Origin of the sequence: Gracilibacillus ureilyticus, assembly GCF_900111195.1 — a bacterium.
In the GTDB taxonomy this organism is placed as follows: Bacteria; Bacillota; Bacilli; order Bacillales; family Amphibacillaceae; genus Gracilibacillus; species Gracilibacillus ureilyticus.
In genome coordinates this window covers 1-26,705 of record NZ_FOGL01000003.1, presented here as the reverse complement: position 1 = coordinate 26,705, position 26,705 = coordinate 1, and the positions used below count along the sequence as shown (strand labels likewise).

Below are 26,705 nucleotides of genomic sequence, written 5' to 3'. Positions count from 1 at the left end.
TGGCCACTCTTATGTGACTGTAAAATGATTATTTAAGTAATACCAGTTCTGTGGTGCAGGCAACCCCGCCTGCCAGTATGTTACCCCTAGCAATTCATATTGATCAACAAGATAATATTTTTCCTGGTAACTTCTAATATCTTCAAACCATGTGACATGCTCTTCAGCTAAAGCCCAATACCTGTACCAGGGGGAGGCCGCGGCAACATCAAATTCTATTACAGTATTCGCAGCAATTGCCTGGTTTTGTGCACCGGTAACCGATAATGCTGTAGAGGTATTATCAGCTACTCTCCAATCATACCCATATAAAGGAAAGGCAACTTGTAACTTACTTGATTCAATCAAGCTCACGGTATATCGGACAACCTGATACATCCACCATAGCGGGCTCACAGGATTAGGCGGGCCACCAGGATATCCGTAATCAATTGTCATTACAGCTACTACATCAGCAATTTCGCCGATTTCCTTATAGTCATATGCACCTACGATTCGGTTGGTTGGCAGGTCCTCTGTTTTAGCATGCACATTAACATGCAGGATCCGTGTTCCCAGGGCGGCTTTTAGATCTTTCAAAAATGTATTAAAATCTCCCCTTCTTGCTGGAGGAATAAATTCAAGATCGAGGGAAACTCCGCCATATTCCTTTTCATTAACAAACCGTAATAAACTTTCAATAAGGTTTCTGCGATACAGCGGATTAGCCAGTACATTTCCTGCTAATTCTGCATCAAAACCAGCGGAAGTAAAATTACGAATCATTAAAAGCGGGGTGATACCCTGCTGTATGCTTTCTCTAACAACCTCTGTATCATCTAATAAAACGTAAGCATATCCCTGAGATGTGAAGGAATATGAAACGACTGCTGCGTATGTAAGGGAATTAGTTAATATCCGTAAAATAGTTAATGCATTTTGTGCCGAATATGGAATGATAAATCCGAGCGTCTCTATTTGGGGTCTTACCGATGTAGGAATGACAAGCTTCTGCCCGGCATATAATTGATTTAAATTCACGCCCGGATTTGCTTGGACGATAGTTCCTGTTGGAGTATTAAAGCGATTCGCTAACCGCCAGAGCGTATCACCTTCTTTGACTATATAGGGCCTGTTCTTTACATTGGCATCATCAGGAATATAGAGTGCCAGTCCGGGAATTATTGCATGAGAAGCAGGCAAACCATTCACATTCACAATATCTGAAACAGGAATCTGATACTGAGTCGAAATCTGCCAAAGGGATTCCCCCGCTGTAACCACATGTATTGTCATTCATTCTCCCCCCCCTTTTTTTATTCTATGGTCATCAATTCATTAAATAGTACTTGAAATTTATGATTTACCAAAGAGCTACGGGATTTTATCTTTAGGAGAAGAAAAATGATGCTAAAAACAAGGGTATCAGTTGCGTTACTTTTCAATAGTAACGCCCCTTGTTCATGAGTTAATATAGTCTTTTTGAATAACTTTCTTTGAGCCTTTCCTCAATAGAAGAAATACTTGTATCAGGCTGTTTAGCATGCTCATAGATCATTTTCGCTGCTGACGGTAATTCCGCCTTATCTGTCCAGGATTCCGGATTCCACAAACCTGAACGAATAAAAGCTTTTGCACAATGAATATAGCATTCTTCCACATCTACCCCAATTGCCAGCAGCGGTTTCTTACCTTTAACAATCATTCTGTTAAGTATTTCTTCATCCTTAATTATTACCGCATTTCCATTTACTCTTAATGTCTCCCCTAATCTAGGAATAACAAATAACAGCCCTACATATGGATTTGATAATATATTTCGCAGTGAATCTGCCCTTTTATTCCCAGGCCTTTCAGGGATGATTAATTGTTTCTCATTTAACACTTGGACAAAACCGGCATGATCTCCTCTTGGAGAAACGTCACAAAATCCTGATTCACTTGATGTGGCTATTAATAAAAAGGGTGATTTGGATATAAACTCCTGACAATTTCTATCAATATATTGAATCGCCTTATTGTTTACTAACTCACCTGGATAACCAATAAGCTTGCGCAGTTCTTCTTCTGAATCAATTGTATGTTTATATTCAAAGTAATTCCCCATCTAAACACCCTACCCTCTTATTATTTTATCGATTTGAATTTTCGCTTTTTATTTTACCATATTACTGTTTCAGTCATGTCCTGCACACAATCACTATTTTTTAGTGTATAATTTAATAAGTAGATATAAGCAATCAGTTAACAGAAAGAGAGTGGTCAAATGGGCCGTAAATGGAATAATATTAAAGAAAAGAAAGCTGCCAAAGATAAAAACACAAGCCGTATTTATGCTAAGTTCGGCCGCGAGATTTACGTTGCTGCCAAACAGGGAGAGCCTAATCCAGAATCTAATCAGGCATTAAAGATTGTGTTGGAAAGAGCCAAAACCTACAGTGTACCTAGATCAATCATTGATCGCGCCATCGAAAAGGCCAAAGGCGGAGATGATGAGAATTATGATGAATTACGCTATGAAGGCTTCGGGCCAAGTGGCTCAATGATTATTGTTGATACATTAACCAATAACGTGAATCGTACAGCAGCGGATGTCCGTGCAGCCTTTAACAAAAACGGCGGTAATATGGGAACAAACGGGTCGGTATCTTATATGTTTGATAATACTGCTGTCTTTGGGATCGAAGGAATGTCTGCTGATGAGATATTAGAGATTTTAATGGAGGCAGATGTCGATGCCCGGGATCTTATCGAAGAAGATAATGTTGTCATTATTTATGCCGAGCCTGACCAGTTCCATGCGGTTCAGGAAGTTTTTAAGGAAAAGGGAATAACTGAATTTACTGTCGCTGAATTAACGATGCTTCCTCAGAATGATGTTACTCTTTCAGAGGATGATCAGGAACAATTTGAGAAACTGATTGATGCATTAGAGGATTTAGAAGATGTTCAGCAAGTTTATCACAATGTGGAATTAGACTAATTAACATTCTAAGTTCTTTTTAAATTTTTCAGAAAAGTCTTCTAGTTTTAAAACAAACTAGAGGGCTTTTTTAGTTAGTTTCAGTTTTTAATTATTCTAGATATGTATACAATGATAAAAAGGGAGTGATTTAGAATGAATTATAATGACACGTGGGATTTAGATTCTATTTTCCCCGGAGGGACGACTTCTGAAGAATTACAAGCAAAACTGCAGGAGGTTAAGCATCAGATTAAGGAGTATGATTCTTTATTAAATAATAGTGATGAAGAAATAAAAACAGCCGGTGCATTGAAGGCAATTTTGCAAAATCGTGAGTCCATCGACAAAGGATTAGGTCAGGCATCTACTTTCGTTAACATGTGGCATGATGCATTTATGAATGATGAGCATGCCACTGTAGTAAAAGGACAAATATTGGAATTATATAGTGATATACAAAAGCTTTCCAATGTTTTCAAGAAAAAGCTTGTTGTCATTTCTGATACCGAGTGGGTGAACCTCTTAAATGATGGGGATATAAAAGAGGTAGCTTTCGCACTCAAGGAAATTCGCGAGGAAGGAAAACGACTGCTGTCAGATGGAGAAGAAGAGCTGATTGCAGAACTGAATAAAGACGGGCTTGCCGCCTGGAGCAGTATATATGACACTATCGTTTCCACTATGACCATACCATACACTGATCGTGAAGGAGAAATATCTGAGCTTTCTGTTGGTCAGGCAATGAATAGAATGTATGCAGATCCAGATCCTGAAGTGAGGGAACAGCTGTTTAAAAATTGGGAGGAAGCATGGGCTAAAAATGGTCCTGTTTTCGCTGATACGTTAAATCATTTAACTGGCTACCGTATAACCCTGCAAACAAAGCATCAATACAAAAGCCATCTGGAAGAACCATTGGAATATAACCGTATGACAGAGGATTCCTTGAATGCCATGTGGTCTGCTGTTTCGAATAATAAGCAGCCATTTATAGATTTTCTAAATCAGAAAGCAAAATTACTAGGCATGGAAAAACTGGCATGGCAGGACGTAGATGCACCACTAGATCTGGAAAATGTGAAATCTACTGAATTTACGTATAATGAAGCTTGTGATTTTGTGATAGATAACTTCACAACTTTTGGTCCGAAATTAGCGGACTTCGCCAGACACGCTCTGGAAAACCGCTGGGTAGAAGCTGAAGACCGGCCAAACAAGCGCCCTGGCGGTTATTGTACAAGTCTGCCGGAATTAGAAGAATCTCGTATTTTTATGACGTTTACCGGCTCGACTTCTGATACAAGCACATTAGCACATGAATTAGGCCACGCTTTTCACAGCCATGTCATGACAGACCTACCGGAATTGAACCGTAATTATGCAATGAATGTTGCAGAAACTGCCAGTACGTTTGCAGAGACGATTATTGGAAGTGCCACTTTGTCAAATGCCAAATCGGAGCTAGAAAAGATCTCCCTGCTGAATACCAAACTGGAAAATGCAACTGCTATGTTTATGAATATTCACGCTCGTTTCCTGTTTGAGAATGCGTTTTATGAAGAGCGTGCCGGAGGAATTGTTCCTGAAAAAAGATTAAATCAATTAATGGTAGAAGCACAAAAGACAGCATATGGGGACAGTTTAGCTAGCTATCACCCGTATTTCTGGAGCAGCAAACTGCACTTCTTCATTGATGATGTACCATTTTATAATTTTCCATATACATTCGGATTCCTGTTTAGCCTAGGGATTTATGCTAAATATTTAGAGAATCCAGAAGGCTTTGAGGAGAAATATATCGCCTTACTGCGAGACACAGGCTCCATGAAAGTGGAAGAACTGGCTAAAAAACATTTGGATGCCGATATTACAAAAGAAGAATTCTGGGTAGCCGGTATTCAATTAATGGCGAAAGAAGCTAATGAATTTATTCGGTTAAGTGATAAATTAATCCCTTAATATAAATGACAGTTGGCGCTCAGAGGAATAATTTTATCGGAGGCACTATATGTGATTTTAAACCGCATATGGTGTCTTTTATTTTTCAAAAACCTCATCAACATTTTCTCCTGCCCCCTCTCAATACAGGAAAAAACCACAAATTCATTAAATAAATTGGAATTCCGATCCTTTTTCAACTAATACACGAACATTTTTCTATTTACTTTTTATAAAAGTTCGTTTATAATTACTTTTGGATTGAGAAAATATTTATAAAAATCATTCGTATATTCTTAGAATAATGGTCTAAGAGTCTCTACTGGGAACCGATAAATCCTAACTACGAATGGGTGGAAAAATTCTACCCATTTATAGTCAGGATTTTTTTAATCTGTAATTTTAAATCAATTATTAGGAGTGTATATAATGGAAAATACATTTGATTACGAAGACATTCAACTGATACCCGCTAAATGTATCGTTAACAGCCGTTCTGAATGTGACACCACCGTTACACTGGGTGGACGCAGTTTTAAGCTTCCTGTAGTCCCTGCAAATATGCAAACAATTATAGATGAAAATATAGCACTTTACCTTGCTGAAAATAATTATTTTTATGTTATGCACCGCTTTGAACCAGAAACACGCAGATCATTTGTAGAAGAAATGCAGTCAAAAGGATTGTACGCTTCTATTAGTGTTGGTGTGAAGGAAGAGGAATATCAATTTATCGAAGAGTTGGCTGAAGCTAATCTTACCCCTGAATATATCACAATCGATATAGCACATGGTCATTCCAATGCAGTTATTAACATGATCCAGCATATTAAAGAACTTCTTCCGAAAAGCTTTGTTATTGCCGGAAATGTTGGTACACCGGAGGCGGTAAGGGAACTTGAAAATGCTGGTGCAGACGCAACAAAAGTGGGGATTGGCCCTGGTAAAGTTTGTATCACAAAGATCAAAACAGGATTCGGAACAGGCGGGTGGCAATTAGCTGCGTTACGCTGGTGTGCCAAAGCAGCAACGAAACCGATTATTGCTGATGGCGGCATAAGAACACACGGTGATATCGCTAAATCTATCCACTTTGGTGCATCAATGGTCATGATCGGTTCGCTTTTTGCCGGACATGAAGAATCACCTGGAGAAAACATCGAAAAAGACGGTAAGCTGTATAAGGAGTACTTCGGTTCCGCATCCGAATTCCAAAAAGGCGAAAAGAAGAACGTAGAAGGGAAAAAAATGCATGTGGAGCATAAAGGTTCACTCCAGGACACCTTAACAGAAATGGAACAGGATCTGCAATCTTCTATTTCATACGCTGGAGGAAACACACTTGATGCTATTCGTCATGTAGATTATGTTGTTGTGAAAAACTCGATTTTTAATGGTGATTGATCTATAAAGTGGAAGAGATCTTCTGTAATGAAGATCTCTTTTTTCACTTATTTATCTAACTTTCAAACTTGATGGAATCTAATCGAACATCAGAATCTTTGAAGACAATGTAGACATCATGGTATCCATCATCAAAATCTATAAAAAAGACACAACCCCACAGGATTATGCCTGAATTTACCTTTTGCCTCTTCCCACTTTTAATGCTCCAATAATCAGTGGAATCTGCATCGGAAGACGCAACCATTGCAACAAAGGATTTGGTTTCTTTTCCGGTTTGAATGAAATCATATTTACAGCCATATACACATTTGCAGGAAAAATAGCTATCATGAATAACGCTAATAGCCTTCCAGTAATTTGCTGCCCTTTTTTCACCCAAAGCATTAAAGAAAATATTAACTCAAAAACACCTGAGATTAATACAATGAACCTGCGAAAGGGTAATATTTTCGGTACCATTCTTAGAAAATTTCCCTTACGGACAAAATGCATGATACCAGCCCCCAGAAGAAGGAGAGAGTAGAGTGTTCGAAAAAAAGCTTTCATAAGTACCCACCTTTACCATTTATCCTCTACATATCCAATCTTGATGGGTCTCAAACATTTTATTTCTCACTGTTGGGGAATAACTAATTAATGATAGTTGAATCTATCAGGACTCCCTTATAATCAGCTAATAAAAAAGAAGACTGTTACTCTAAATAACTGCCTTAAAAAAATCCTATAAATTATTGAATACTGCCGCTTAACTCTAGTTTCATCCTCCAAAAAAAATTACTTATTGCTTAAGATGCTGATATGAGACGTATCTTCCTGGTCTCCTTCACCTTTTGTTGTATATCCATAGGCGATAGTACTCCCGTCTAAACTTACCGTTAAATTGTCAATGCTTTGATTTTCTTCTAATTCAATTTTATGAATGGTTTCCAGTTTTTCTGTTTCAAAGTTGAAAATCTTTACTTCCCCTTCATCGATGATAGCAATATTCCCATTTGTCAGTGTAAAAACTTTAGTCCCCATACCAATTTCCAGTGAATCTTTTGTTTCTAAGTCCAGAGCATGGTAGATTAAATTGTAGTCTTCAGAATTATTGGTAACATAAATAAGATATTTTTCATCAGCTGTCAGCATTGTAGTCGTATTACCTTGTGGCATTACCTCGTCTGTATCCAGCAATTTATCTGTTTTTCCTGCTTCTATATCATAAGAGAAAATCCCTGCGTTTAAAACCGTTGCATATATTGTCGTTACATCTTTATTTAGGAAATAGTGAGGATATGACGTTATTTCCCCAACATCGCTCTTTATGTCATTAAGAAAATTTAAATCAGTAAATTCATTGCTCCCTATTTCCCAAAGATAAATTCCTGCATCTTCATGATTCGGGTTTGTTTCTGTGTGTATATATGTCTTCGGATCTTGAATATATGTACCGTGACCTGGTAACAATATGTCATCACGATCATTCTGAGCCGTGAACTTTTCCGTTTGATCGGTAATTGGATCATACTCAAGAATTGAATGTCTTTTATCTACATCAGCATCCCAGTTCGTCTCTGCATTGATAAGCTTGCCTGTTTGAGTCAAAAAAGCAAACTGGTCCCATGATTCGATATCAAGGCTCTTAACTTCTCCATCAACCCATACATTCCGCCTTAAATCATCTCCAATACCCCCATCATTTTCTCCCCATAACAGAGTATCTCCATCATCATCAAGAGAAAAGTTCATGTTAGTAACGGGACCTTCTAAGTCTAGTGACGTAATCTCCTTAAATCCGGCAGATACATCTTTCGAACCTCCAGCGGAAGTACTTGCATTACTGCCACTACATCCTGCTAGCGTAATCATAATAATTACTGTAGAACACAAAAAATAAAACCAATTTCTCATTATAATTCTCCATTCCATTTTATTGTTATTTACACTTAGTCGTTAGGAATGTCTAACTTTAAAGCAAGATCCAATTACTGTCAAACATTTCAATGTTTAGTTTATCTTTGTCCATCTGAATTTGGAACTATTGCTGCCTCCAGTGATTTGTAGAAAGACTTGGATATTTTATGGACCTGGGAATTAGATGATACACTTCTTTTGTATTGGGGACAAACAAATAAAAAGCTCTGTCTTCTTAAGAGCAGAGCGAAACAGTATTTACACTACATTCTATGCTGTGAAGAGATAGAATTTAGAAAATTCATCCTACCTTTAATAAGCTATTACTGGCTGAGATCAATGCTTCTTTTCTTCAACTGGATTTAAATACAGTTGGTGAACCAGAACAGTCACTAAGGTTAGTTTGTGTCTGCCACTATTTTGAAACTGTCAAGGTATCCCTTCAAATCATCAGACATATCATTTAACTCAGAGATAGATGAAGCTATCTCTTCCATAGAAGCACTTTGTTCTTCCGTTGATGCAGTTATTGTTTGAATATTTCCTGAATTCTGCTCAGTAACCGAAGCTGCCTCTTCAATCATTTTGGCCATGTTTAATGACCTTTGATTAACTTCTTTGACAACCGTAGATACTTCTTGAGATTGCCTGGATATCTCCTCAATATATTTTGATATATCACTAAAACTGTAACCCGTATGATCTACTAATTCCATTCCCTTTTCAACAATTTTCCTTCCTTGATTCATGGACTCTACTGCGTCATTTGTTACAGTCTGAATTTCTCTAATGATTTCCCGGATACTCTCTGTCGCACTTCCAGATTGTTCTGCAAGTTTTCGTACTTCCTCAGCAACAACTGCGAAGCCCTTGCCATGTTCTCCGGCTCTAGCAGCCTCGATTGAGGCATTCAATGCGAGTAAATTTGTTTGATCTGCAATTTGGGTTATCATTCCAACAATTTCTTCGATTTTATTTGATTTGATATTTAATGAATGAATAACGTCCGAGGTCTTTTTCACTGAATCCTGGATTTCTCTCATTTGATAAATAGTTTTATTAACAGAATCATTCCCTGCATTTGCCTTACTGTTTGCTGAAATAGAAGTATTCGCAACAGTCTGAATAGACGAAGCAGACTGGTCCATTCTTTTTGATATTTCCTTAGCCGAATAAACTAAATCTATTGAATTTTGTGCCTGCCCTTCAGCCCCTGAAGCCACTTTCTGAATAGAGGAGGAAATATGATCGATTGCTTTACTATTTTCTTCAGATATTAAACTTAGTTGATCTGAGTAATCATTTATTTTTAATACAGTATGATTAGCTTTATTTATCAATTCAATCAGATTATTTATCATTACATTGAAAGAGCTGGATAACCTTCCGATTTCATCTTTTGAATTATGACGTATTGTTACAGTTAGATCTCCTTCCGAAGCTGTATGCATTGCCTCTTCAACCAAGTTTAAGGGCTTAATAATGATTAATCTTACAAATAGCAGAATAACCACTGTTGTTACTAATAATGAAATTAATGCATTGATATAGACTCCATAATTTCCATGTATGTATTGCTTGATAAGCGAGTTAATAAAAGCTGATACAGGTGAACTTACTATTAAACTTAACATAATGGCAATAATCAATTTTAGGCTAATACTACGCTTAACCACTGTAAAATTCAGCTTTTGAGTAATTTCAGTTAAATTCCTATCTTTCAACTTTATCTCATCCTTTCGGTAATTGTGCTGACCTTCAGCTTTACTCTTTACTTACTTAAGTCTCAAGTATTTTTCTAAACAGTGCATCCCATATCTAAAATAACAAAATTCGACAACATTCGATGTGATAGAGGTCACTTAATTACTATTATCCAGGTTTTATAAAAAGGAAAATAAATATACAGACGAATTAATTATTCTAGTATTAATCACTATTCAAGTGGCATTCAAGCCCAGTGTGGACTCATAGAAAAAAGCTCAGATTAATTCTGAGCTTTTAAAATATGAAAAGTTAAATTTTTTAAATGCTTGATAATTTCCGCCTTTGCAAGGACTGTACTGTCTGCCGCCCTATGGAATATATCCCCACCAACATCCTCAAAGAATACAATATAATTTGCTGTCAATCTATCTCTTTTAATAGTTTAATTATTTCATCTATCGTCAGCCCAAAAGATTTATAGTAGGACACATCTTTAATCATTTGCTTCCTAATCATTTCATTACGTTTTTCAAGCTTATCATTGGATGATAGTTCGGATACAAAACATCCTTTACCAGTTATAGTATAAATTAAACCCTTTCGTTCGAGTTCTTCCCAAGCTTTTTTTATTGTAATAATACTAACACGTAATTCCTTGGCTGCTTGTCGTATTGGCGGTAAGTTATAGCCTTGGTCTATCTCTCCCATAAGAATCTGGGCGCTAATTTGCTCAAAAAGTTGCTGATAAATTGGTTTTTCAGAGGTGTTTGAAATATCTATTTTCATTAAATATCCACTTTCTCAAATCGTTTAATGGCTATATTGTAGGCTACAATCGTAAAAACTGCAAATATTGTAATTCCAGCAAGTAGAATGAATAATTGAAGTGTCGTATCATCAGCACCACTACCATTAAAAGTATCAAATACGAAATTATTCTGGATACCCAACCATTGTACAACTCCAGAAAAAAGTAATGTTGCCACAACAGAGGCAATCAGTGCAGCACCATATTTATACGCCGTTTTGTAATACATGGGGATAAAGATAATGTTGAAGATTGCAAGCATCACAAAACATATCCCCCAAAAGCCCATATATGGGGCGAAGAAAAAATAGTCCACATTCGGGTACAAGCGAATCGTGAACAAACTAAAGATCATTGCAACAAAAATATGCAATAATTCCAAGATAACGATTACGATTATCCTTGGCTTCACCTTGTCTTTTCTGGATACAGGCAAAGTCATTGTAAGCATCAGATCATTCTGCGCTTTAAATTGACCAAAGATATTCGGTACCGATATCCAGAAAAAATACTGAAGGACTAATAAATAGATCCAGCCGGGAATAAACATTAAGGCACCAATTAAAAAAGGCATCGCTAGAAACCAGGGGTTTATTCCTAATTTCAGATCTTTCATTACTAAATTATACATACATATCCTCCTTTTTCGCGAAAAAGATCAAAATTTCTTCAAGAGTTGGGACGGTTGCTTTAATATTGGCGGATGGGTCATAATTGCTGAAGTGAATCAATCCTGTAAAGCCGAATGAGTTTGTTTTGTAGGAAATTAATTTTTCTTTCACTTGGTGGAGCTGGCTTTCGTTGCCGTTCAATAGGCGGTAGGATTCCTTAAAATCTTCTTTTTCCATACTTTGAATGATTTGTCCATTTTCGATAAAAGTAATAAAATCGGCGCACTTTTCCAAGTCAGATGTAATATGAGTGGAGAAAAGAATGCTGATTTCGCCATCTACTACAAGGTCCTGAAAAATATCCAACAGATTATCTCTAGCAACTGGATCCAGTCCGCTTGTCGGTTCGTCTAGGATAAGAAGCTTCGCCCCGTGGGATAGAGCAAGAGATAAGCTGTATTTTATCTTCATTCCCTCCGACAATTCAATGATTCTTTTGTTCTCGTCTAACTTGAATTTTCTTAAACAGTTGCGATAGGTCGCCTCATCCCAATTCTTATAGAACTTCTTAATCGTATTGGTTAGTGTCTTAATTTTGCTCCTAGTATAGAAATTCATACCGCCAACTGCTACCCCGATGTCCTGTTTCAATTCCAGCTCATGTTCGGCCATATTCTTGCCTAAAATATGAATCTCACCTCTATCCAAATGAATCATATTCAAAATTGACTTTATAGTTGTTGTTTTCCCTGCACCATTAGCACCGATGAATCCCATAATATAACCCTTTTCCAGTTGAAAGGATACATCTTTTAAACTCCAAGCTACCGCCAGGAAGATCATAGCGGTTTTTATACGGGTCACCGTTTTTGTGTATTACCAAGAGCTTGTTATCTTCTACGCAGATTCCATACACACCAAAGGCTTGATGATATTTCTTAGCTTTATTTATTCATATAGATCCCCTTTCATTTTCTTTTAGGTGACATATAGTGCTTGAAAACGATTATAAAGCATATGGTAAATATTAATATACTTATATTTCAAAAAATGTATAATGACAATTAACGTATGCAAAAAACACCTTACTTTTTTAAGCAAGGTGTTTTTATCTTGATAGGAATGAAAAAGTTTTAATTGGCGAACAGTCAAAGAATATAATGTATCATCTATGAGTATTCCCTACGATTTAATGAATAATTTAACTTCATACCCTTCTACTTTGAAACTTACCATATCTGGTTTACTTTCAAAATGAACTGCACTAATTATTAGATTTTTTTGCACTAATTCATCAAATTTAATCAATACTTTTTGAAGCTGTAAATCAGTCTGAACAAAAAGATCTACTCGTAGTTCAACTGGAAGATTTAATTCCTTCCGATATGTCTGAACAGCCCGAACAAACTCCCTTACTAATCCTTCTTCTTTTAATTCCTGCGTCAAATTAGTATCTAATAGAACTATGAATTTACTCCCTTCCAGCAATTCAAAACCATTTTTTCCTTTTTTCTCAATAAGTATGTCATCCGTATTAAGTGTGATAGTATCACCCGAATTTAATAATAACTGTATTTCTTTATCTTCAAGAAATTTATCCTTCTCGTTATCGTCTAATTCATCAACTTTATTTTTAACTTCACCCAATGATTTACCTAACTTTGGCCCAACTACTGAGAAATTCAATTTGAAATCAACCTGCAACAAATCTTGGTAATCATTTTTAAACTTTACTTCTTTTATATTCATTTCATCTTTTATAATAGAGGAATACTTTTGCAACTGAGATAGAGTGGTTTCTTTTATCGGAACTACAACCAATTGAGCTAATGGTTGTTTGGTTTTTATTCCAACTGTATTTCTTAGGGATCTTGTTAGCTCTATTATTTGTAGGACAGCATCCATATCTTTTTCTAATTGTTCATCAATAAGCGTTTCGTCAGGTTGAGGGTAATCAGATACATGCACACTATCTTTCACTAAGTTTGAGTATATATCTTCTGTAACAAAAGGTGTATAAGGAGCCATTAGTTGCGTGAGCTTCTTTAAGACCTCAAATAAAGTGCTAAATGCTGACCTTTTATCATCAGTCATACCACTGCTCCAAAATCGTTGCCTGGAACGTCTTACATACCAATTACTAAGTTCATCAACAAACGTTGCAATGGATCTTGCCCCTTTTGTTACATCATAATCATCTAAACTTTGGACAACTTCCCTAATAACAGTATTTAATCTTGAAAAAACCCATTTATCGAGAGTTTTTTGAGTTCCACCCATGTCACTATCTGGATTAAATTGATCAATTTCTGCATACATGGAGTAAAAAGAATAAACGTTCAAAAGTGTATCAATCACTTTAGACTTAGCATGACTAACAGTCTTTTTGGAAAAGCGTTTATTATTCCATGGAGAACTATCAGCCAACAAGGCCCATCTTAACGAATCTGCACCAAACTCATTAATTAGCTCAGTAGGGTTCAAGGCATTTCCCTTACTTTTTGACATCTTTTGTCCCTTTTCATCTAAAATATGTCCTAAAGAAAGGACTCGTTTATAAGGTGATTGTCCTGTAAACAGAGTAGAAACCGCTAATAAGCTGTAAAACCATCCTCTTGTTTGGTCAACCCCCTCAATGACCACATCTGCAGGAAATTGCTTCTTAAACATATCTTTATTTTCAAATGGATAATGATATTGAGCAAATGGCATGGAGCCACTATCAAACCATACATCAATAACTTCGCTTGTTCTAAACATTGTACCGCCACAAGAGCAAGTTAGATGTACTTTATCTACGTATGGTTTATGCAACTCTATATCTTCTGGCAATTCTTCAATAGAAAGCTCTCTTAATTCTTTAACTGAATGCGGGGCTTTTTCTTTACTGCAATCTTGACAAATCCAAACGTTTAGTGGAGTTCCCCAATATCTGTTTCTTCCAATATTCCAGTCCACCATGTTATCCAAAAAGTTTCCAAACCTTCCATCCTTCATGTGAGAAGGGAACCATTGAACCCCTTGGTTATTTGATTGCATGTTTTCCTTAACTTCCGTTGTCTTAATAAACCAACCCTCCATGGCATAGTAAAGAAGAGGACTGTCACATCTCCAACAATGGGGATAACTATGTTCATACTTTTGCTTATCAAATAAAAGGTTTTGCTTCGATAGCATTTTGATAATTTCTACGTCACTTTTCTTTACAAATTGTCCTGCAAGCGGGGCTACATATTCCTTATAACGACCTTTGGAATCAACAACATTCACATAATCAAATTGATTATCCTGAATTGCCTTGTAATCATCTTCTCCATGGGCAGGTGCTATATGCACAATACCAGTTCCACTTGTATCAGTAACAAAATCTGCACCGAGAACTTCATGTCCTTTGGTTACTGTGACATAATTAAAAGGCGGTTCGTAAGAGACGCCAATTAAGTCTTTTCCTTTCATAACTTCCAAAATCTCATAATCCTCCTTCATAACAGTGGAAGCCAGAGACTCTGCAAGAACAAATATTTCTGATCCTTGTCTAACTCGTACATAATTCATATTAGGGTTTACAGCAACAGCAACATTACCTGGTAATGTCCATGGTGTAGTTGTCCAACCTAAAAGATATTCTTTTGAAGTTCCCTGTAATCGAAATTTGGCTGTAACGGATAAATCGGTAACATCTTTATACCCTTGTGCAACTTCGTGAGAACTAAGTGAAGTCTCACAATGTGGACAATAAGGAACAACCCTGTGTCCTTTATATAAATAATCCTTCTCATGTATCATGGATAGGATATTCCATACAGACTCAATATACTTGTTGTTTAAGGTTACATAAGGGTCTTCCATATCCACCCAATAACCAAGAGCCTCAGTAAATTGTTTCCATTCATTTTCATATGCAAAGACACTTTCTTTACATTTCTGAATAAAATTTTCTATTCCGAACTCCTCAATTTGATCCTTACCACGAATATTCAATTGTTTTTCAACTTCTAATTCCACAGGTAAGCCATGTGTATCCCAACCCGCTTTTCTTAAAACCTGATAACCAGACATTGTTTTGTACCTCGCTACAAAGTCCTTGATTGTTCTCCCAAGGGCATGACCTGCATGTGGCAAGCCATTTGCAGTTGGAGGCCCTTCATAAAAAACATAGGTCTCTCTTCCTTCTCGGTTAGATATGGAACGTTCGAACGTTCCATCTTTTTCCCATTTTTTACGAACCCTTAATTCCCTTTCTACACTGGACTCCTTCAACATTATCACCTCATTTTAATTAAAAAAACTCGACCCTACATACGTAGAATCGAGTTTATATATAAATATATAATCTTCCTTTAACAAAATAAAAAAAACCATAGTAGTGGTTTTTATCAGTTCATTTCACTACGTACTATCATACGTGTCCTGGATATCGGTAGAATGCCGTCAAAGTTTAAAAGTCCTTTCAACTTTGCTTCTCGGAGAGGATTTTCATTATGGTCTTAACATTGACTTCCAGCAAATCGTCAACTCTCTGTAGATAAGATAAACATAACTACTCTTTCTCGTCATCAAATTATTTATTAAATTATATAAATGATAACTAACGGTGATTTAAAAGTCAACCCAGATTCACATTAATTTGCAACCCTTTTTTAATTACCTTAACCTTTATCCTCTACTATGTGCCTTTTAAACTTAGTTTTACAAAACTCTCTCACCCCCACAATCCCTTCTCCACTTGACATCACGCCCTTTTTCACCCTTGGAACCTCGCCTTTTAATTTAACTAAGTTTTACAAAGAAAACCGCTATTTCATACAGAAATCAGGCAAAAATCATTTGATGAAATATTGGAAAATGGAACTCAGTTTTACAAAACAGAATAGAAATTATGGAGGTAATAGGGATAAGGTTTAAGGATTAACAGAGGATCTTCTGGCGTTTTCTCACGCTTTTCTTCACGCTTTTTCTCTTGCTTGGATGACTTTAATCCCTTGTGTCACCTGCTTTTCTGGGATTTCACCCAATAAAAAAGAACCGAGAAGGCGTACCAACGGTACGCTCCCGATTCTGATTGAAGTATTACATAAAGCCCGATACATACCTGCCTCCGCTTCCCCTTCTTTGTAAAACTTACTTACATCTTGTAAGAAGAGTTACATTTTTGAAAGGGAGAGTTACAGGGAGACAATTTCGTCCTGATCTCCGCTTCACAACCAAATCTCTGGCTCGCACTTCCTAGATTTCGTCCTGATCTTCGCTTCACAACCAAATCTTTAGCTCGGACTCCCGAGTTTTCGTCCTGATCTCCACTTCACAACCAAATCTTTAGCTCGGACTCCCGAGTTTTCGTCCTGATCTCCACTTCACAACCAAATCTTTAGCTCGGACTCCCGAGTTTTCGTCCTGATCTCCACTTCACAACCAAATCTTTAGCTCGGACTCCCGAGTTTTCGTCCTGATCATAATCAAAACCACCAGTGTGAACTGGTGGTTTGCTCTGCGGCTAGAAGCCTCTGTTACCGGCCTCGGCCTTAAAGGCCCACTGAATAGGTTTCCCTTCCGCACCACACTCACTCACTGATTCTAGAAGAATCTCTTATTTCTTCTTATTCTTTTCTCCAGTAAACGGATCAAATTCTTCTAATAAGGTTAACTGATCGCTCATATAGTCCTCTTTAAGCTGATTTCTTATATATTCTTGAATTTGATTTTTGTTTCTTCCCACTGTATCGACAAAGTAACCTTGGCACCAGAATTTGCGATTACCATATCTGTACTTTAAATTGGCGTGACGATCAAAAATCATTAAACTACTTTTGCCCTTTAAGTACCCCATGAATTGAGATACGCTTAATTTTGGTGGGATACTTACTAACATATGAATATGATCTTTACATGCATTTGCTTCGTGTATTTCAACTCCCTTCCTTTCACAAAGCTCTCTTATTATTTCTCCAATGCTTCTTTTATACTTTCCATAGATAATTTGTCTTCTATATTTTGGCGCAAAAACGATGTGAAACTTACATCTCCATTGTGTATGTGCTAAACTATTCTTGCCCTCCATTGGACATGCCTCCTTCTTTGGTGAGATTTGGTGGTCGGGAAACCAACCATATCTTACCTTGAAGTGAGGCTTTTTTGTGTCCCCATGAAGCTCTATGGAACCCCCGGCATAGCCAGGGGTTTTGGAAGACCATAAAAACACCCCTTTGGATTATCATATCCAAAGGGGTGAGACCTCACATTTTTATACAAACGATGCGATTTTTTTATATTAAAGTTTTCTTTTACTCTACCGTAACTGATTTTGCAAGGTTACGTGGCTTATCAACATCACAATCACGGTGCAATGCTGCATAATATGCAAGTAACTGCATTGGAATAACACTTACAAGTGGTGTTAACAATTCATGGACTTGTGGCAATACGAAAGAATCACTATCTTTCTCCAATCCTTTCATACTTACTGTACATGTATTTGCTCCACGTGCCGCTACTTCCTGTACATTTCCACGGATAGATAAATTCACGTTTTCCTGTGTAGCAATTGCAATCACTGGTGTTCCTTCTTCAATTAATGCAATTGTACCATGTTTCAATTCTCCTCCAGCAAAACCTTCTGCTTGGATATAAGAGATTTCCTTCAGTTTCAATGATGCTTCCTGAACTACGTAGTAATCAACACCACGACCGATAAAGAAAGCGTTACGGGTTGTTTCGAACATTTCTTTCGCAAGGCGGTCAAATTCTTCTTTCTGATCTGTTAATGTTTCCATTGCACTAGCAACAATACCTAATTCCTGCAATGGATCAAATGAAAGATCAAGACCTTTCACTCTTGCTGTGTCTACTGCCAGGATTGCCAGTACAGCAATTTGTGCAGTATATGCTTTAGTTGATGCTACGGCAATTTCTGGTCCTGCATGTAAATGTAATGTGTAATCTGCTTCACGAGAAAGGGTAGAACCAGGAACATTCGTAATTGTTAAGGCTGGATGGCCTAACGCTTTTGTCTGTACTAAAACCGAACGGCTGTCTGCAGTTTCTCCACTTTGAGAAATGAAGATAAACAATGGCTTTTCAGATAGTAGTGGCATATTATATGAAAATTCACTTGCGATATGAACTTCAACAGGAATATTTGCTAATTTCTCGATAAACTGCTTTCCAACAAGACCTGCGTGGTAGCTAGTTCCGGCAGCGATAATATAAACCCTGTCTGTTTTCTGCATTGCCTTGCGTACATCTTCATTAAGCTTGATAGAGTCATCTTCTGCTTGATATTCCTGAATGATCTTACGAATAACAAATGGCTGCTCATCAATTTCTTTTAACATAAAGTGTGGATATGTTCCTTTTTCTGTATCAGACGCATCGATTTCAGCCACATATTCTGCACGCTCCACAACTGTACCGTCTAATTTCTGGATTTCCACTCTGTCCGCACGAACAAGCACTACTTCTTTATCTTCAATTTCTACATAACGATTTGTTTCTCTAAGTGTTGCCATCGCATCACTTGCGACAACGTTAAAGCCATCACCGAGACCTACAAGCAATGGGCTCTTGTTTTTAGCAACATATATAAGATCAGGGTTTTCTTTGTCAATTAATGCAATTCCATAAGATCCTTTTAATAAAGATAATCCTTTGCGGAATGCTTCAAGTACATCATTTGTTTCATTATAAAGCTGTTCAATTAGCTGTACAACGATCTCTGTATCAGTCTCACTTTTGAGTTCTACATTTTGTAAATATTCATCACGAAGCTCATAATAGTTCTCGATTACCCCATTATGAACTAAAGTAAAACGTTCTGTTGCACTTTGATGCGGGTGGGCATTCTCTTCGCTTGGTTCACCGTGTGTTGCCCAGCGCGTATGACCAATCCCAACATTCGCCATGACAGAAGCGTCGACTTTCTCACGTAATGCTGCAATACGTCCCTTAACTTTAAAGACGTTCATTCCCTGTTCATTCAGAATTGCAATCCCTGCTGAATCATAGCCTCTGTATTCTAACTTTTCCAGTCCTGTCAGTAAAACTTCCTTTGAATCATTTGCTCCAATATAACCTACAATACCGCACATAGCGTTGTTTCCTCCTTGTATATGAAGGGGCAAACAAACGACCGATTGACTTATATTTATGACATGGGGCGTTTCTTTGCCCCTTTCTCGTGTGATTGTATCATCTTGTTTTTATTCTTGTGCAAAAAGTTGCCTTTTTGTTTTCGAACAAAAACATATCGGTTGAGATGATGTCCAACCGGGAGGTATCCGCCGATCATGTTCGATAAACCCCCACCTCGTCAGCTATCAGAGACTCCCTCTTTTAGCCCTGGCGCTTCATCAATCAGAAAACCATCAATGCTCCTTTCTATTCTTGAATAATCAGCACCATTTTTTCAAAAAATGATGACTGTCCCCATTTTACTTGAAAACTTTCTTCTGCGCAATAAATATTGTAAAATGGCTTACTAAAAGATTATGTAATACAAGCCAAAAAGGTGTTTAGTAAAAGGCTTAAAATTCGGTAACATTTTAAGCCTTTTACATTACTCTTACTCCTCATAGCCGATAACACTTTGAATGACAGCTACGACCTCATCTACATAATGATTACATTCTTCCAGTGTAGGTGCCTCTACCATGACACGTACTAATGGTTCTGTACCGGAAGGCCTTACAAGTACCCGGCCTTCACTGCCCATTTCCTTTTCCACTTTTTCTATGGACTCCAGAACCAGCCTGTTTGTCATTACTTCATTTTTATTAACGACACGGATATTTTTTAATAATTGCGGGAATTTATCCATTTCACCAGCAAGTTCAGATAATTTCTTTCCTGTTTCACGCATAACATTTACCAGCTGGAGTCCAGATAACATACCATCTCCTGTTGTTGTGTAATCAAGGAAAATAATATGGCCGGATTGTTCACCGCCAAGGTTATAACCACCTTTACGCATTTCCTCCATTACATACCGGTCACCTACAGCCGTCTTATCGCTCTTCATATTATTTTCTTCCAGTGCCTTATAGAACCCGATATTACTCATGACAGTGGATACTACTGTGGAATGACGCAGCAGACCTCTTTCATTTAAATATTTAGCGATAATAAACATTATCTGGTCACCATCTACTATATTTCCCTTCTCATCAACTGCTATGAGCCGGTCTCCATCTCCATCAAATGCCAATCCAATATCAGCACCTTTTTCAATCACTAATTCCTGCAGTTTTTCAGGATGAGTAGACCCAAATCCGTCATTAATATTCAATCCATTTGGAGATGATCCAATTGTTGATATATCTGCTTCTAAATCAGCAAATAAATGAGAAGCTAAACTTGAAGTGGCTCCATGAGCACAGTCAAGTGCGATATGTATACCATCAAATTCATTATCAATTGTTTCTTTTAAATAATGGATATATTTTTGCCCACCTTCAAAATAGTCATTTATCTGGCCAATATCCCCTCCCACAGGTCGTGGAAGATTATCTTCATCTTGCTCTAATAATGCTTCTATTTCTGCCTCTTGCTCATCAGATAATTTAAACCCGTCAGATCCAAAAAACTTAATCCCATTATCTTCTACCGGATTATGCGAGGCTGAGATCATTACTCCTGCCTGAGCGTCCATCGCCTTGGATAAATAGGCTACTCCAGGTGTAGAAATCACACCTAATCTCATCACTTCGGCACCAATCGATAACAGACCAGCAGCAAGAGCACCTTCTAACATGTTTCCGGAAATCCGCGTATCTCTTCCAATCAATACTTTAGGATTTTGCGACTCCTTTGTTAACACATAACCACCATAACGTCCTAACTTAAATGCTAATTCCGGTGTTAAATCTTGGTTTGCTACTCCTCGAACACCATCAGTACCAAAATATTTTCCCATTAATAATTCTCTCCTTTATTCATTCCTAAACATTAAGGCTCAACCAGGATGGTTGCTTCTTCTATTGCAAGTTCAATTTCGACATTTTCTAATATTTCCTCGGAAATATTGTGATTAATCGGCAAAGTATATTCACCTGGCGATTGATTGTCCAATACCACTTCCAACGGAATATCCTCCGCAGTTAATGCTTCAATATCTGAAGGGAAGCCCCTTATTGTGACATTTACAGCCCCGGAAAATGGAGTAACAAAAGATACACTTCCATCTTCCGGTTGCCCTTCAATAGAGACTGGTATATTCTCCATCACCCGCTCTTCTGTCTGTTCTACTTCGACAGTTACATTCACCGTAGCAGGGCTGACTTTCCTTACTTCCTGCGGGAGATCCAACTCCACCTCTATTGTGCCACTTTCCTCTATTTCACTTAGATCAATTGGCTTTGTTTTCAATTCCTTCAAATTATCCAAATATGATTCAGCTGCAAAGACAGTAACCTCTTTCGTTTGCAGTTCCATAGAAGTAACCTTTAAATTATCTGCTAATTCATTCGTCGTTTCCAGTGAAATCGGTACAGACTTATTAGGATTTCTTACATCCACGGTAACATCGACAGTTGGCGGATCAATCCTTACACTTAACTCATTTCCTTGATTGTCATATACTTTAACTGGCACATCATCTGTAGTAAAGGATTCCTCCGCATTAGAGACATCGACGAAAGCTTTCACAATAGCTATACGGTCTACAATACTTTTCGAACTAGTTACTGTAACTGTTTCCGGATCTGCATAGACGTTACCAACTTCATAACCTGCTGCAATCAGATCACGGTTTAGTACATCAATATTTAGAGTATATTCCTGGGCTGCTTTCTCTTCAATCGACACTTCTACTTCCTGAGGCTCCACATATACATTTAACTGGTTTGCGATGCCTGAATATTCGAGGGGTACGACATGTGTCCCTGTTCCTAACCCCTCTAAATCCACAAACACTTCAAAGTTCCTTTGTAAAGATGTGGAGGTAACAAGACTAACTGATCCTTGCAGTGTTACCTTTGCTGTCTCCGGAACACCGCTTACCACATATTTCTCCTGATCAATTTCAATATTTACAGGCATATCTTCCAATGTTCTAGTTTCATTTGTTGTTCCGAAGATAGAATCAATACCAACATCTTCCTCGGAAACATTTTCATCAAATGCAACAACCACAAAAAGTAAAACGGAAAGTGCTAAAGCGACAATTCGTATGACCCATGGCTTTTCCAACCAATTATTCATCATCTTTTTTACCCCTCCAGTTCCAGCCTTTTGTTGCAGAGGATTTGAATTTTGTCACGAGCTCCTTTTCAAGTAACTCTGTTAATTTATCGACAGTAATATTTCGATGCAGTTCTCCATTCTTTGTGCACGAAATATTTCCAGTTTCTTCGGATACAGTTATTGTAATTGAATCTGTTACTTCACTAATACCAAGTGCTGCTCTATGCCTTGTTCCAAGTTCTTTTGAGATAAACGGACTTTCCGATAAAGGTAAATAACAAGCTGCGGCAACAATTTCATCTTTATTAATAATGACCGCACCATCATGAAGAGGTGTATTCGGGATGAAAATGTTAGTTAATAGCTGATTGGTTAACTTTCCATTAATCGGAATTCCTGTTGAAATATAATCACCCATTGCTGTTTCACGTTCGATTGTAATTAATGCACCAATCCTTCTTTTCGCCATATAATTACACGAATCTGCAATGGCCTTTATAGAGTGATGAAATATTTCGTCTTCAGATTTCGAATTACGGGAGAAGAAGCTTCCTCTTCCTAATTGCTCTAACGCTCTTCTCAGTTCCGGCTGGAATAAGATAATTATCCCTAGTGGCCCCCACATAATTACTTGCCACATTAAGATTCGTACTGTTGCCAGGTCAAACAAAACACTGATCAGATAAACAGATATAACAACGAAAATACCCTTTAATAACTGAATAGCCTTTGTTCCTCTAATCAGCATAAGAAGCTTGTAAAGTATGTACCAGACAATTCCTATGTCTACAACTATCTTTAATATATTGAGAAACGACCATTCCCAATTAAACATGAAAACACAACCTTATGTCCATCCGAATCCTCTTCCTATTTAAAATTATCGTTAGTACCCACATTATAGCACAAAATAATCTGTAACTTCACTTAGAGCATATGTTAACTCCTTACTTTTTCTTTACAATTTATTTATATATAGAAAAAAAGTGATCTTATCCTTCCAATAAGATCACTCGTCAAAGCTAAATACTTCTTCCGTTAAATTTTTTAACTTGTACCAAAGCCAGCCGAACATTTGGTCAACTTGTTCAATTTCCCCGGCAACACTTCCAGCAGATGCAGTAAGGTTCTCACCATTAATAATCACAACATCGCCTTTTACTTCTCCATTTATTTTAATATTTCCATTTTTTATTTCCAGATCATTCTCTATAGTAACTCCTTCAGGAACGATGACTGTGTCGTTTTCCACCACAAGGTTCATTCCTTTTGGATAACTTAATTGATGGTCCTGATTCCAAAATGATAAAAGACTACTGGACATTAAAATAAAGAAAATAGCAGCAGCGGTTACTAATGGATGGATTCGCACCCATCGGCGGACTGTTGATCTTTTCTTCTCTTTTGGCAGTTGTGCCATCACTTTGTTTGTAAAATCAGCAGAAGGCTGGAGATCAACATTTGTAGTAATTAAAGCTACTGTTCTTTTTAATTCCCGAAAATGTGTTTGACAAGCTTCACATGATCTCAAATGGGAGCGTAATGCTTCTTCATCATTTCCAGTTATATCACCATCTAAATATTGATGCATTAGTTCTATCACTTCATTATTACACTTCATCTTACTCACACTCCTTTACACATGTCGAAGCTTTTTCCTTAAAGCTTCTCTCCCTCTATGAATTCTTGTCTTAACCGTGCCAACTGGTATTTCCAGTATTTCACTTATTTCCTTAAGAGAGAGTTCGTCGATAAACCTTAATGCAATAATACTCCGATATTTAGCTGGCAATTCCATTATCTCTTTTTGTATATAACTCTGTGTCTCAAGGCTTTCTACTTCATCTTCCGGCAATACACCATCATCAGGGATTTGCGCATAAAGGTTTAATCCATCAGCACCTTGAATCTCAGCATCAAGATAATAATCAGGTTTCTTCTTCCTCATACGGTCGATGGCCAAGTTTGTGGCAATCCTGTACAACCATGTCGAGAACTTTCGATTTTCATCATATGATTGTATATTAATATATGCGCGAATAAATGCTTCCTGTGCAATATCTTCCGCTTCATGTTTATTTCCAACCATACGAAAACAAATTGCAAACACCTTGCCTTGGAAGTGCTCAACAATATCTTCGAATGCTGATTGATCTCCTTTTTTTACTAATTTAATACTCTTTGCTATCTTTTTCTCGATCATCTTATTACCTCCGCCAAATTTGCGGTTACCTATTGTACGAAAAACCACAACATTAGGTTTCATTATTTTTAAAAAAAATTATTAATTGCACAATAAGGCTATTATAACAAGAAAATTGTACTTTTTGTTTATGTATTGAAAAATTTTCTAATAAAGCAGGCATTTCCGAGCATTCTAATTGTATTGCATGAAGATTGTATAAACCATAGGCTGTTTGTTAGAATAAACTAATATGCTTGCTTATAGAGGGGGAAACAAATCTTATGAAAATTTTATCTATTGAGCCGACACCAAGTCCTTATTCCATGAAACTAAATTTAGATGAGAAGCTACCAGACAACTGGACTGAAAATTACAAAGCAAATGACGATTTGAATAGCGCGCCTGCTTATATAAAAGAACTGTTTCAGATAAATGGTGTAAAGGGAATTTACCGGGTAATCGATTTTATTGCCTTGGAGAGAAATCCGAAAGTTTCCTGGGAAGAAATATTACCAGAAGTGACAACTATACTAGGCACTGATGCATCATTTGAGAGTACTTTCTATACCACCACAGAAAAAGCAGATGATTCATTTGGTGAGATAAATGTTTTTATCCAAATGTTTCGCTTTATTCCAATGCAAATTAAGTTAGTAGAAGGTGAACATGAAAAAAGAGTTGGCCTTCCGGCTAATTTCACTGAAGCTGCACTAAAAGCATCAGAAAATACGGAAAATATGCTGGAAGAACGAAGATGGATAGAGCAATCCCCGAGATATGGAGACATAGATCAAATCGCAGAGGAAATAACGGAAGAATTATCAGCTAGTTATGATAATAAACGTCTGCAGGAATTAGTTGATTTTGCATTAACTAACCGGCACAAGGATCATCAATTTACCCGCCAGAGAGTGACAATGGAAATGTTAGAGAATCCAAATTGGAAAGCTCGGTATGCCGCTCTTGATCGGATGTCCCCGACAATTAAAGATTTAGATCTTTTAGACAAAGCGCTAGAAGATGAGAAAGCTTCTATTCGCAGACTAGCTACAGCTTATTTAGGGATGATTGAGAATGAAAGAGTACTACCATATTTATACAAGGCATTAAAAGATAACGCAGTTAATGTCAGGAGAACGGCAGGTGACTGTTTATCAGATCTTGGTTTTAAACAAGCGATGCCTAAAATGATTGAATCTCTTAAAGATGAAAATCGCCTCGTACGATGGCGAGCAGCTATGTTTTTATATGAATTAGGTGATGAAACGGCAATACCTGCTTTAAATGCAGCTATAGACGATCCTGAATTCGAGGTAAGAATGCAAGCTAAAATGGCACTTGCCCGGATAGAAGGAGGAGAGAAGGCTAAAGGATCTATCTGGCATCAGATGACGAAAGCAACTGAATATAGATAAAAAAAGAATAGGTAATTGATTACCTATTCTTTAATTTCTTCTATTTTAGAATGGAGCCTAGCGGGATCGAACCGCTGACCTCCTGCGTGCAAAGCAGGCGCTCTCCCAGCTGAGCTAAGGCCCCAGAAAGTGGTGAGCCATGGAGGATTCGAACCTCCGACCCTCTGATTAAAAGTCAGATGCTCTACCAACTGAGCTAATGGCTCTAATGTTATTGTGACTCAAATAAAAAAATGGCTGGGCTAGCTGGATTCGAACCAACGCATGACGGAACCAAAAACCGTTGCCTTACCGCTTGGCTATAGCCCAATAAAAAAGTGTATAACCTTATTATATACACTGAGCTTTAAAATATACAATGGTGGAGGGAGTAGGACTCGAACCTACGAACCCGATGGGAACGGATTTACAGTCCGTCGCGTTTGGCCAACTTCGCTATCCCTCCATGTATTATAGGCAAGTGGTGCCGGCCAGAGGACTTGAACCCCCAACCTACTGATTACAAGTCAGTTGCTCTACCAATTGAGCTAGACCGGCATAAATGGTGGAGGATGCAGGGCTCGAACCTGCGACCCCCTGCTTGTAAGGCAGGTGCTCTCCCAGCTGAGCTAATCCTCCG

20 protein-coding genes, 6 tRNA genes, 1 pseudogene and 1 riboswitch are annotated in these 26,705 nt (G+C 37.4%); of the genes and pseudogenes, 4 read left to right on the top strand and 23 right to left on the bottom strand.

All coding sequences use genetic code 11. The features are described from left to right. Window positions 1-9: 9 nt before the first annotated feature. Window positions 10-1,275 (bottom strand): LysM peptidoglycan-binding domain-containing protein, encoded by a 1,266-nt coding sequence (locus BMW36_RS04485; RefSeq protein ID WP_089739474.1) that lies wholly within the window; start codon window positions 1,273-1,275, stop codon window positions 10-12. A 172-nt stretch (window positions 1,276-1,447) separates the two neighbouring features. Continuing rightward, window positions 1,448-2,086, bottom strand: a complete 639-nt coding sequence (locus tag BMW36_RS04480) for a pyridoxamine 5'-phosphate oxidase family protein (RefSeq protein ID WP_089739472.1) — start codon at window positions 2,084-2,086, stop codon at window positions 1,448-1,450. A gap of 159 nt (window positions 2,087-2,245) precedes the next feature. On the opposite strand from BMW36_RS04480, the gene BMW36_RS04475 reads away from it, so the two are divergent. The 3 genes from BMW36_RS04475 to guaC all read left to right on the top strand — a co-directional run bounded on the left by BMW36_RS04475 (window position 2,246) and on the right by guaC (window position 6,286). Then, a complete protein-coding gene (locus BMW36_RS04475; protein ID WP_089739470.1) occupies window positions 2,246-2,962 on the top strand; it encodes a YebC/PmpR family DNA-binding transcriptional regulator in 717 nt (238 codons plus the stop codon). A 135-nt stretch (window positions 2,963-3,097) separates the two neighbouring features. Further along, window positions 3,098-4,903, top strand: a complete 1,806-nt coding sequence (locus BMW36_RS04470) for a M3 family oligoendopeptidase (RefSeq protein ID WP_089739468.1) — start codon at window positions 3,098-3,100, stop codon at window positions 4,901-4,903. A 245-nt stretch (window positions 4,904-5,148) separates the two neighbouring features. Beyond that, window positions 5,149-5,248, top strand: a riboswitch (purine riboswitch). A gap of 63 nt (window positions 5,249-5,311) precedes the next feature. Next, complete coding sequence (gene guaC / locus BMW36_RS04465) at window positions 5,312-6,286, top strand: GMP reductase (RefSeq protein ID WP_089739466.1); 975 nt, start codon at window positions 5,312-5,314, stop codon at window positions 6,284-6,286. Window positions 6,287-6,463: 177 nt separating this feature from the next. Here guaC and BMW36_RS04460 read toward each other — a convergent pair whose 3' ends face one another. The 15 genes and pseudogenes from BMW36_RS04460 to sigW form a co-directional block, all read right to left on the bottom strand. Further along, window positions 6,464-6,835, bottom strand: a complete 372-nt coding sequence (locus BMW36_RS04460; protein WP_089739464.1) for a DoxX family protein — start codon at window positions 6,833-6,835, stop codon at window positions 6,464-6,466. Between the two features lie 228 nt (window positions 6,836-7,063). After that, the gene (locus tag BMW36_RS04455; RefSeq protein WP_089739462.1) at window positions 7,064-8,182 is read right to left on the bottom strand and encodes a hypothetical protein; all 1,119 of its coding nucleotides are present in this window, start codon (window positions 8,180-8,182) and stop codon (window positions 7,064-7,066) included. A gap of 401 nt (window positions 8,183-8,583) precedes the next feature. Next, complete coding sequence (locus BMW36_RS04450) at window positions 8,584-9,909, bottom strand: methyl-accepting chemotaxis protein (RefSeq protein ID WP_089739461.1); 1,326 nt, start codon at window positions 9,907-9,909, stop codon at window positions 8,584-8,586. Window positions 9,910-10,312: 403 nt separating this feature from the next. Continuing rightward, on the bottom strand, window positions 10,313-10,678 hold the full coding sequence (locus BMW36_RS04445; protein ID WP_089739459.1) for a GntR family transcriptional regulator: 366 nt from the start codon (window positions 10,676-10,678) through the stop codon (window positions 10,313-10,315). Beyond that, window positions 10,678-11,331 (bottom strand): ABC-2 transporter permease, encoded by a 654-nt coding sequence (locus BMW36_RS04440; protein ID WP_089739458.1) that lies wholly within the window; start codon window positions 11,329-11,331, stop codon window positions 10,678-10,680. The genes BMW36_RS04445 and BMW36_RS04440 overlap by 1 nt, the downstream gene beginning before the upstream one ends. Continuing rightward, on the bottom strand, window positions 11,324-12,088 hold the full coding sequence (locus tag BMW36_RS04435) for an ATP-binding cassette domain-containing protein (RefSeq protein WP_245711585.1): 765 nt from the start codon (window positions 12,086-12,088) through the stop codon (window positions 11,324-11,326). The genes BMW36_RS04440 and BMW36_RS04435 overlap by 8 nt, the downstream gene beginning before the upstream one ends. Then, a pseudogene (locus tag BMW36_RS20530) lies at window positions 12,075-12,263 on the bottom strand (hypothetical protein); the annotation flags it as partial. The pseudogene BMW36_RS20530 and the gene BMW36_RS04435, both read right to left, overlap by 14 nt. Before the next feature lie 230 nt (window positions 12,264-12,493). Continuing rightward, window positions 12,494-15,574 (bottom strand): isoleucine--tRNA ligase, encoded by a 3,081-nt coding sequence (gene ileS, locus BMW36_RS04425; RefSeq protein ID WP_089739453.1) that lies wholly within the window; start codon window positions 15,572-15,574, stop codon window positions 12,494-12,496. 1,324 nt (window positions 15,575-16,898) lie between these two features. Beyond that, the gene (gene tnpA, locus BMW36_RS04420) at window positions 16,899-17,369 is read right to left on the bottom strand and encodes an IS200/IS605 family transposase (RefSeq protein WP_089739451.1); all 471 of its coding nucleotides are present in this window, start codon (window positions 17,367-17,369) and stop codon (window positions 16,899-16,901) included. A 223-nt stretch (window positions 17,370-17,592) separates the two neighbouring features. Continuing rightward, window positions 17,593-19,395, bottom strand: a complete 1,803-nt coding sequence (glmS, locus tag BMW36_RS04415; RefSeq protein WP_089739449.1) for a glutamine--fructose-6-phosphate transaminase (isomerizing) — start codon at window positions 19,393-19,395, stop codon at window positions 17,593-17,595. 473 nt (window positions 19,396-19,868) lie between these two features. Continuing rightward, a complete protein-coding gene (gene glmM / locus BMW36_RS04410; protein WP_089739447.1) occupies window positions 19,869-21,218 on the bottom strand; it encodes a phosphoglucosamine mutase in 1,350 nt (449 codons plus the stop codon). Window positions 21,219-21,250: 32 nt separating this feature from the next. Then, window positions 21,251-22,507, bottom strand: a complete 1,257-nt coding sequence (locus BMW36_RS04405; protein WP_245711584.1) for a CdaR family protein — start codon at window positions 22,505-22,507, stop codon at window positions 21,251-21,253. Further along, complete coding sequence (gene cdaA / locus BMW36_RS04400) at window positions 22,497-23,321, bottom strand: diadenylate cyclase CdaA (RefSeq protein WP_089739445.1); 825 nt, start codon at window positions 23,319-23,321, stop codon at window positions 22,497-22,499. Before cdaA ends, BMW36_RS04405 begins: the two co-directional genes overlap by 11 nt. A 174-nt stretch (window positions 23,322-23,495) precedes the next feature. Then, window positions 23,496-24,107 carry an anti-sigma factor family protein gene (locus tag BMW36_RS04395; protein WP_089739443.1) on the bottom strand — a complete coding sequence of 204 codons (612 nt, stop codon included), beginning with the start codon at window positions 24,105-24,107 and terminating at the stop codon, window positions 23,496-23,498. Window positions 24,108-24,122: 15 nt separating this feature from the next. Continuing rightward, entirely contained in the window at window positions 24,123-24,689 is a 567-nt protein-coding gene (gene sigW, locus BMW36_RS04390) for an RNA polymerase sigma factor SigW (protein ID WP_175480352.1), read from the bottom strand. A gap of 263 nt (window positions 24,690-24,952) precedes the next feature. On the opposite strand from sigW, the gene BMW36_RS04385 reads away from it, so the two are divergent. Then, window positions 24,953-26,086, top strand: a complete 1,134-nt coding sequence (locus BMW36_RS04385) for a conserved virulence factor C family protein (protein ID WP_089739441.1) — start codon at window positions 24,953-24,955, stop codon at window positions 26,084-26,086. 51 nt (window positions 26,087-26,137) lie between these two features. On the opposite strand, the gene BMW36_RS04380 is transcribed toward BMW36_RS04385, so the two are convergent. From BMW36_RS04380 to BMW36_RS04355, 6 genes are all read right to left on the bottom strand, one after another. Further along, window positions 26,138-26,210 (bottom strand) — tRNA-Ala (locus tag BMW36_RS04380). Between the two features lie 6 nt (window positions 26,211-26,216). Then, window positions 26,217-26,292, bottom strand: a tRNA-Lys gene (locus tag BMW36_RS04375). 28 nt (window positions 26,293-26,320) lie between these two features. Next, window positions 26,321-26,395 (bottom strand) — tRNA-Gln (locus BMW36_RS04370). 50 nt (window positions 26,396-26,445) lie between these two features. Then, window positions 26,446-26,531, bottom strand: a tRNA-Tyr gene (locus tag BMW36_RS04365). A 16-nt stretch (window positions 26,532-26,547) separates the two neighbouring features. After that, window positions 26,548-26,623, bottom strand: a tRNA-Thr gene (locus tag BMW36_RS04360). 5 nt (window positions 26,624-26,628) lie between these two features. Further along, window positions 26,629-26,704: transfer RNA gene (locus tag BMW36_RS04355), tRNA-Val, on the bottom strand. Window position 26,705 lies beyond the last annotated feature (1 nt).

Bases quoted from the DNA above. Each gene is read 5' to 3' on its own strand.
- BMW36_RS04485 (WP_089739474.1), bottom strand. From the start codon at position 1,275: ATGACAATACATGTGGTTACAGCGGGGGAATCCCTTTGGCAGATTTCG.
- guaC (WP_089739466.1), top strand. From the start codon at position 5,312: ATGGAAAATACATTTGATTACGAAGACATTCAACTGATACCCGCTAAA.
- ileS (WP_089739453.1), bottom strand. From the start codon at position 15,574: ATGTTGAAGGAGTCCAGTGTAGAAAGGGAATTAAGGGTTCGTAAAAAA.
- BMW36_RS04475 (WP_089739470.1), top strand. From the start codon at position 2,246: ATGGGCCGTAAATGGAATAATATTAAAGAAAAGAAAGCTGCCAAAGAT.
- BMW36_RS04395 (WP_089739443.1), bottom strand. From the start codon at position 24,107: ATGAAGTGTAATAATGAAGTGATAGAACTAATGCATCAATATTTAGAT.
- BMW36_RS04405 (WP_245711584.1), bottom strand. From the start codon at position 22,507: ATGATGAATAATTGGTTGGAAAAGCCATGGGTCATACGAATTGTCGCT.
- BMW36_RS04460 (WP_089739464.1), bottom strand. From the start codon at position 6,835: ATGAAAGCTTTTTTTCGAACACTCTACTCTCTCCTTCTTCTGGGGGCT.
- tnpA (WP_089739451.1), bottom strand. From the start codon at position 17,369: ATGGAGGGCAAGAATAGTTTAGCACATACACAATGGAGATGTAAGTTT.
- BMW36_RS04440 (WP_089739458.1), bottom strand. From the start codon at position 11,331: ATGTATAATTTAGTAATGAAAGATCTGAAATTAGGAATAAACCCCTGG.
- BMW36_RS04470 (WP_089739468.1), top strand. From the start codon at position 3,098: ATGAATTATAATGACACGTGGGATTTAGATTCTATTTTCCCCGGAGGG.
- cdaA (WP_089739445.1), bottom strand. From the start codon at position 23,321: ATGTTTAATTGGGAATGGTCGTTTCTCAATATATTAAAGATAGTTGTA.
- BMW36_RS04445 (WP_089739459.1), bottom strand. From the start codon at position 10,678: ATGAAAATAGATATTTCAAACACCTCTGAAAAACCAATTTATCAGCAA.
- glmS (WP_089739449.1), bottom strand. From the start codon at position 19,395: ATGTGCGGTATTGTAGGTTATATTGGAGCAAATGATTCAAAGGAAGTT.
- glmM (WP_089739447.1), bottom strand. From the start codon at position 21,218: ATGGGAAAATATTTTGGTACTGATGGTGTTCGAGGAGTAGCAAACCAA.
- BMW36_RS04385 (WP_089739441.1), top strand. From the start codon at position 24,953: ATGAAAATTTTATCTATTGAGCCGACACCAAGTCCTTATTCCATGAAA.
- BMW36_RS04480 (WP_089739472.1), bottom strand. From the start codon at position 2,086: ATGGGGAATTACTTTGAATATAAACATACAATTGATTCAGAAGAAGAA.
- sigW (WP_175480352.1), bottom strand. From the start codon at position 24,689: ATGATCGAGAAAAAGATAGCAAAGAGTATTAAATTAGTAAAAAAAGGA.
- BMW36_RS04435 (WP_245711585.1), bottom strand. From the start codon at position 12,088: ATGGGATTCATCGGTGCTAATGGTGCAGGGAAAACAACAACTATAAAG.
- BMW36_RS04455 (WP_089739462.1), bottom strand. From the start codon at position 8,182: ATGAGAAATTGGTTTTATTTTTTGTGTTCTACAGTAATTATTATGATT.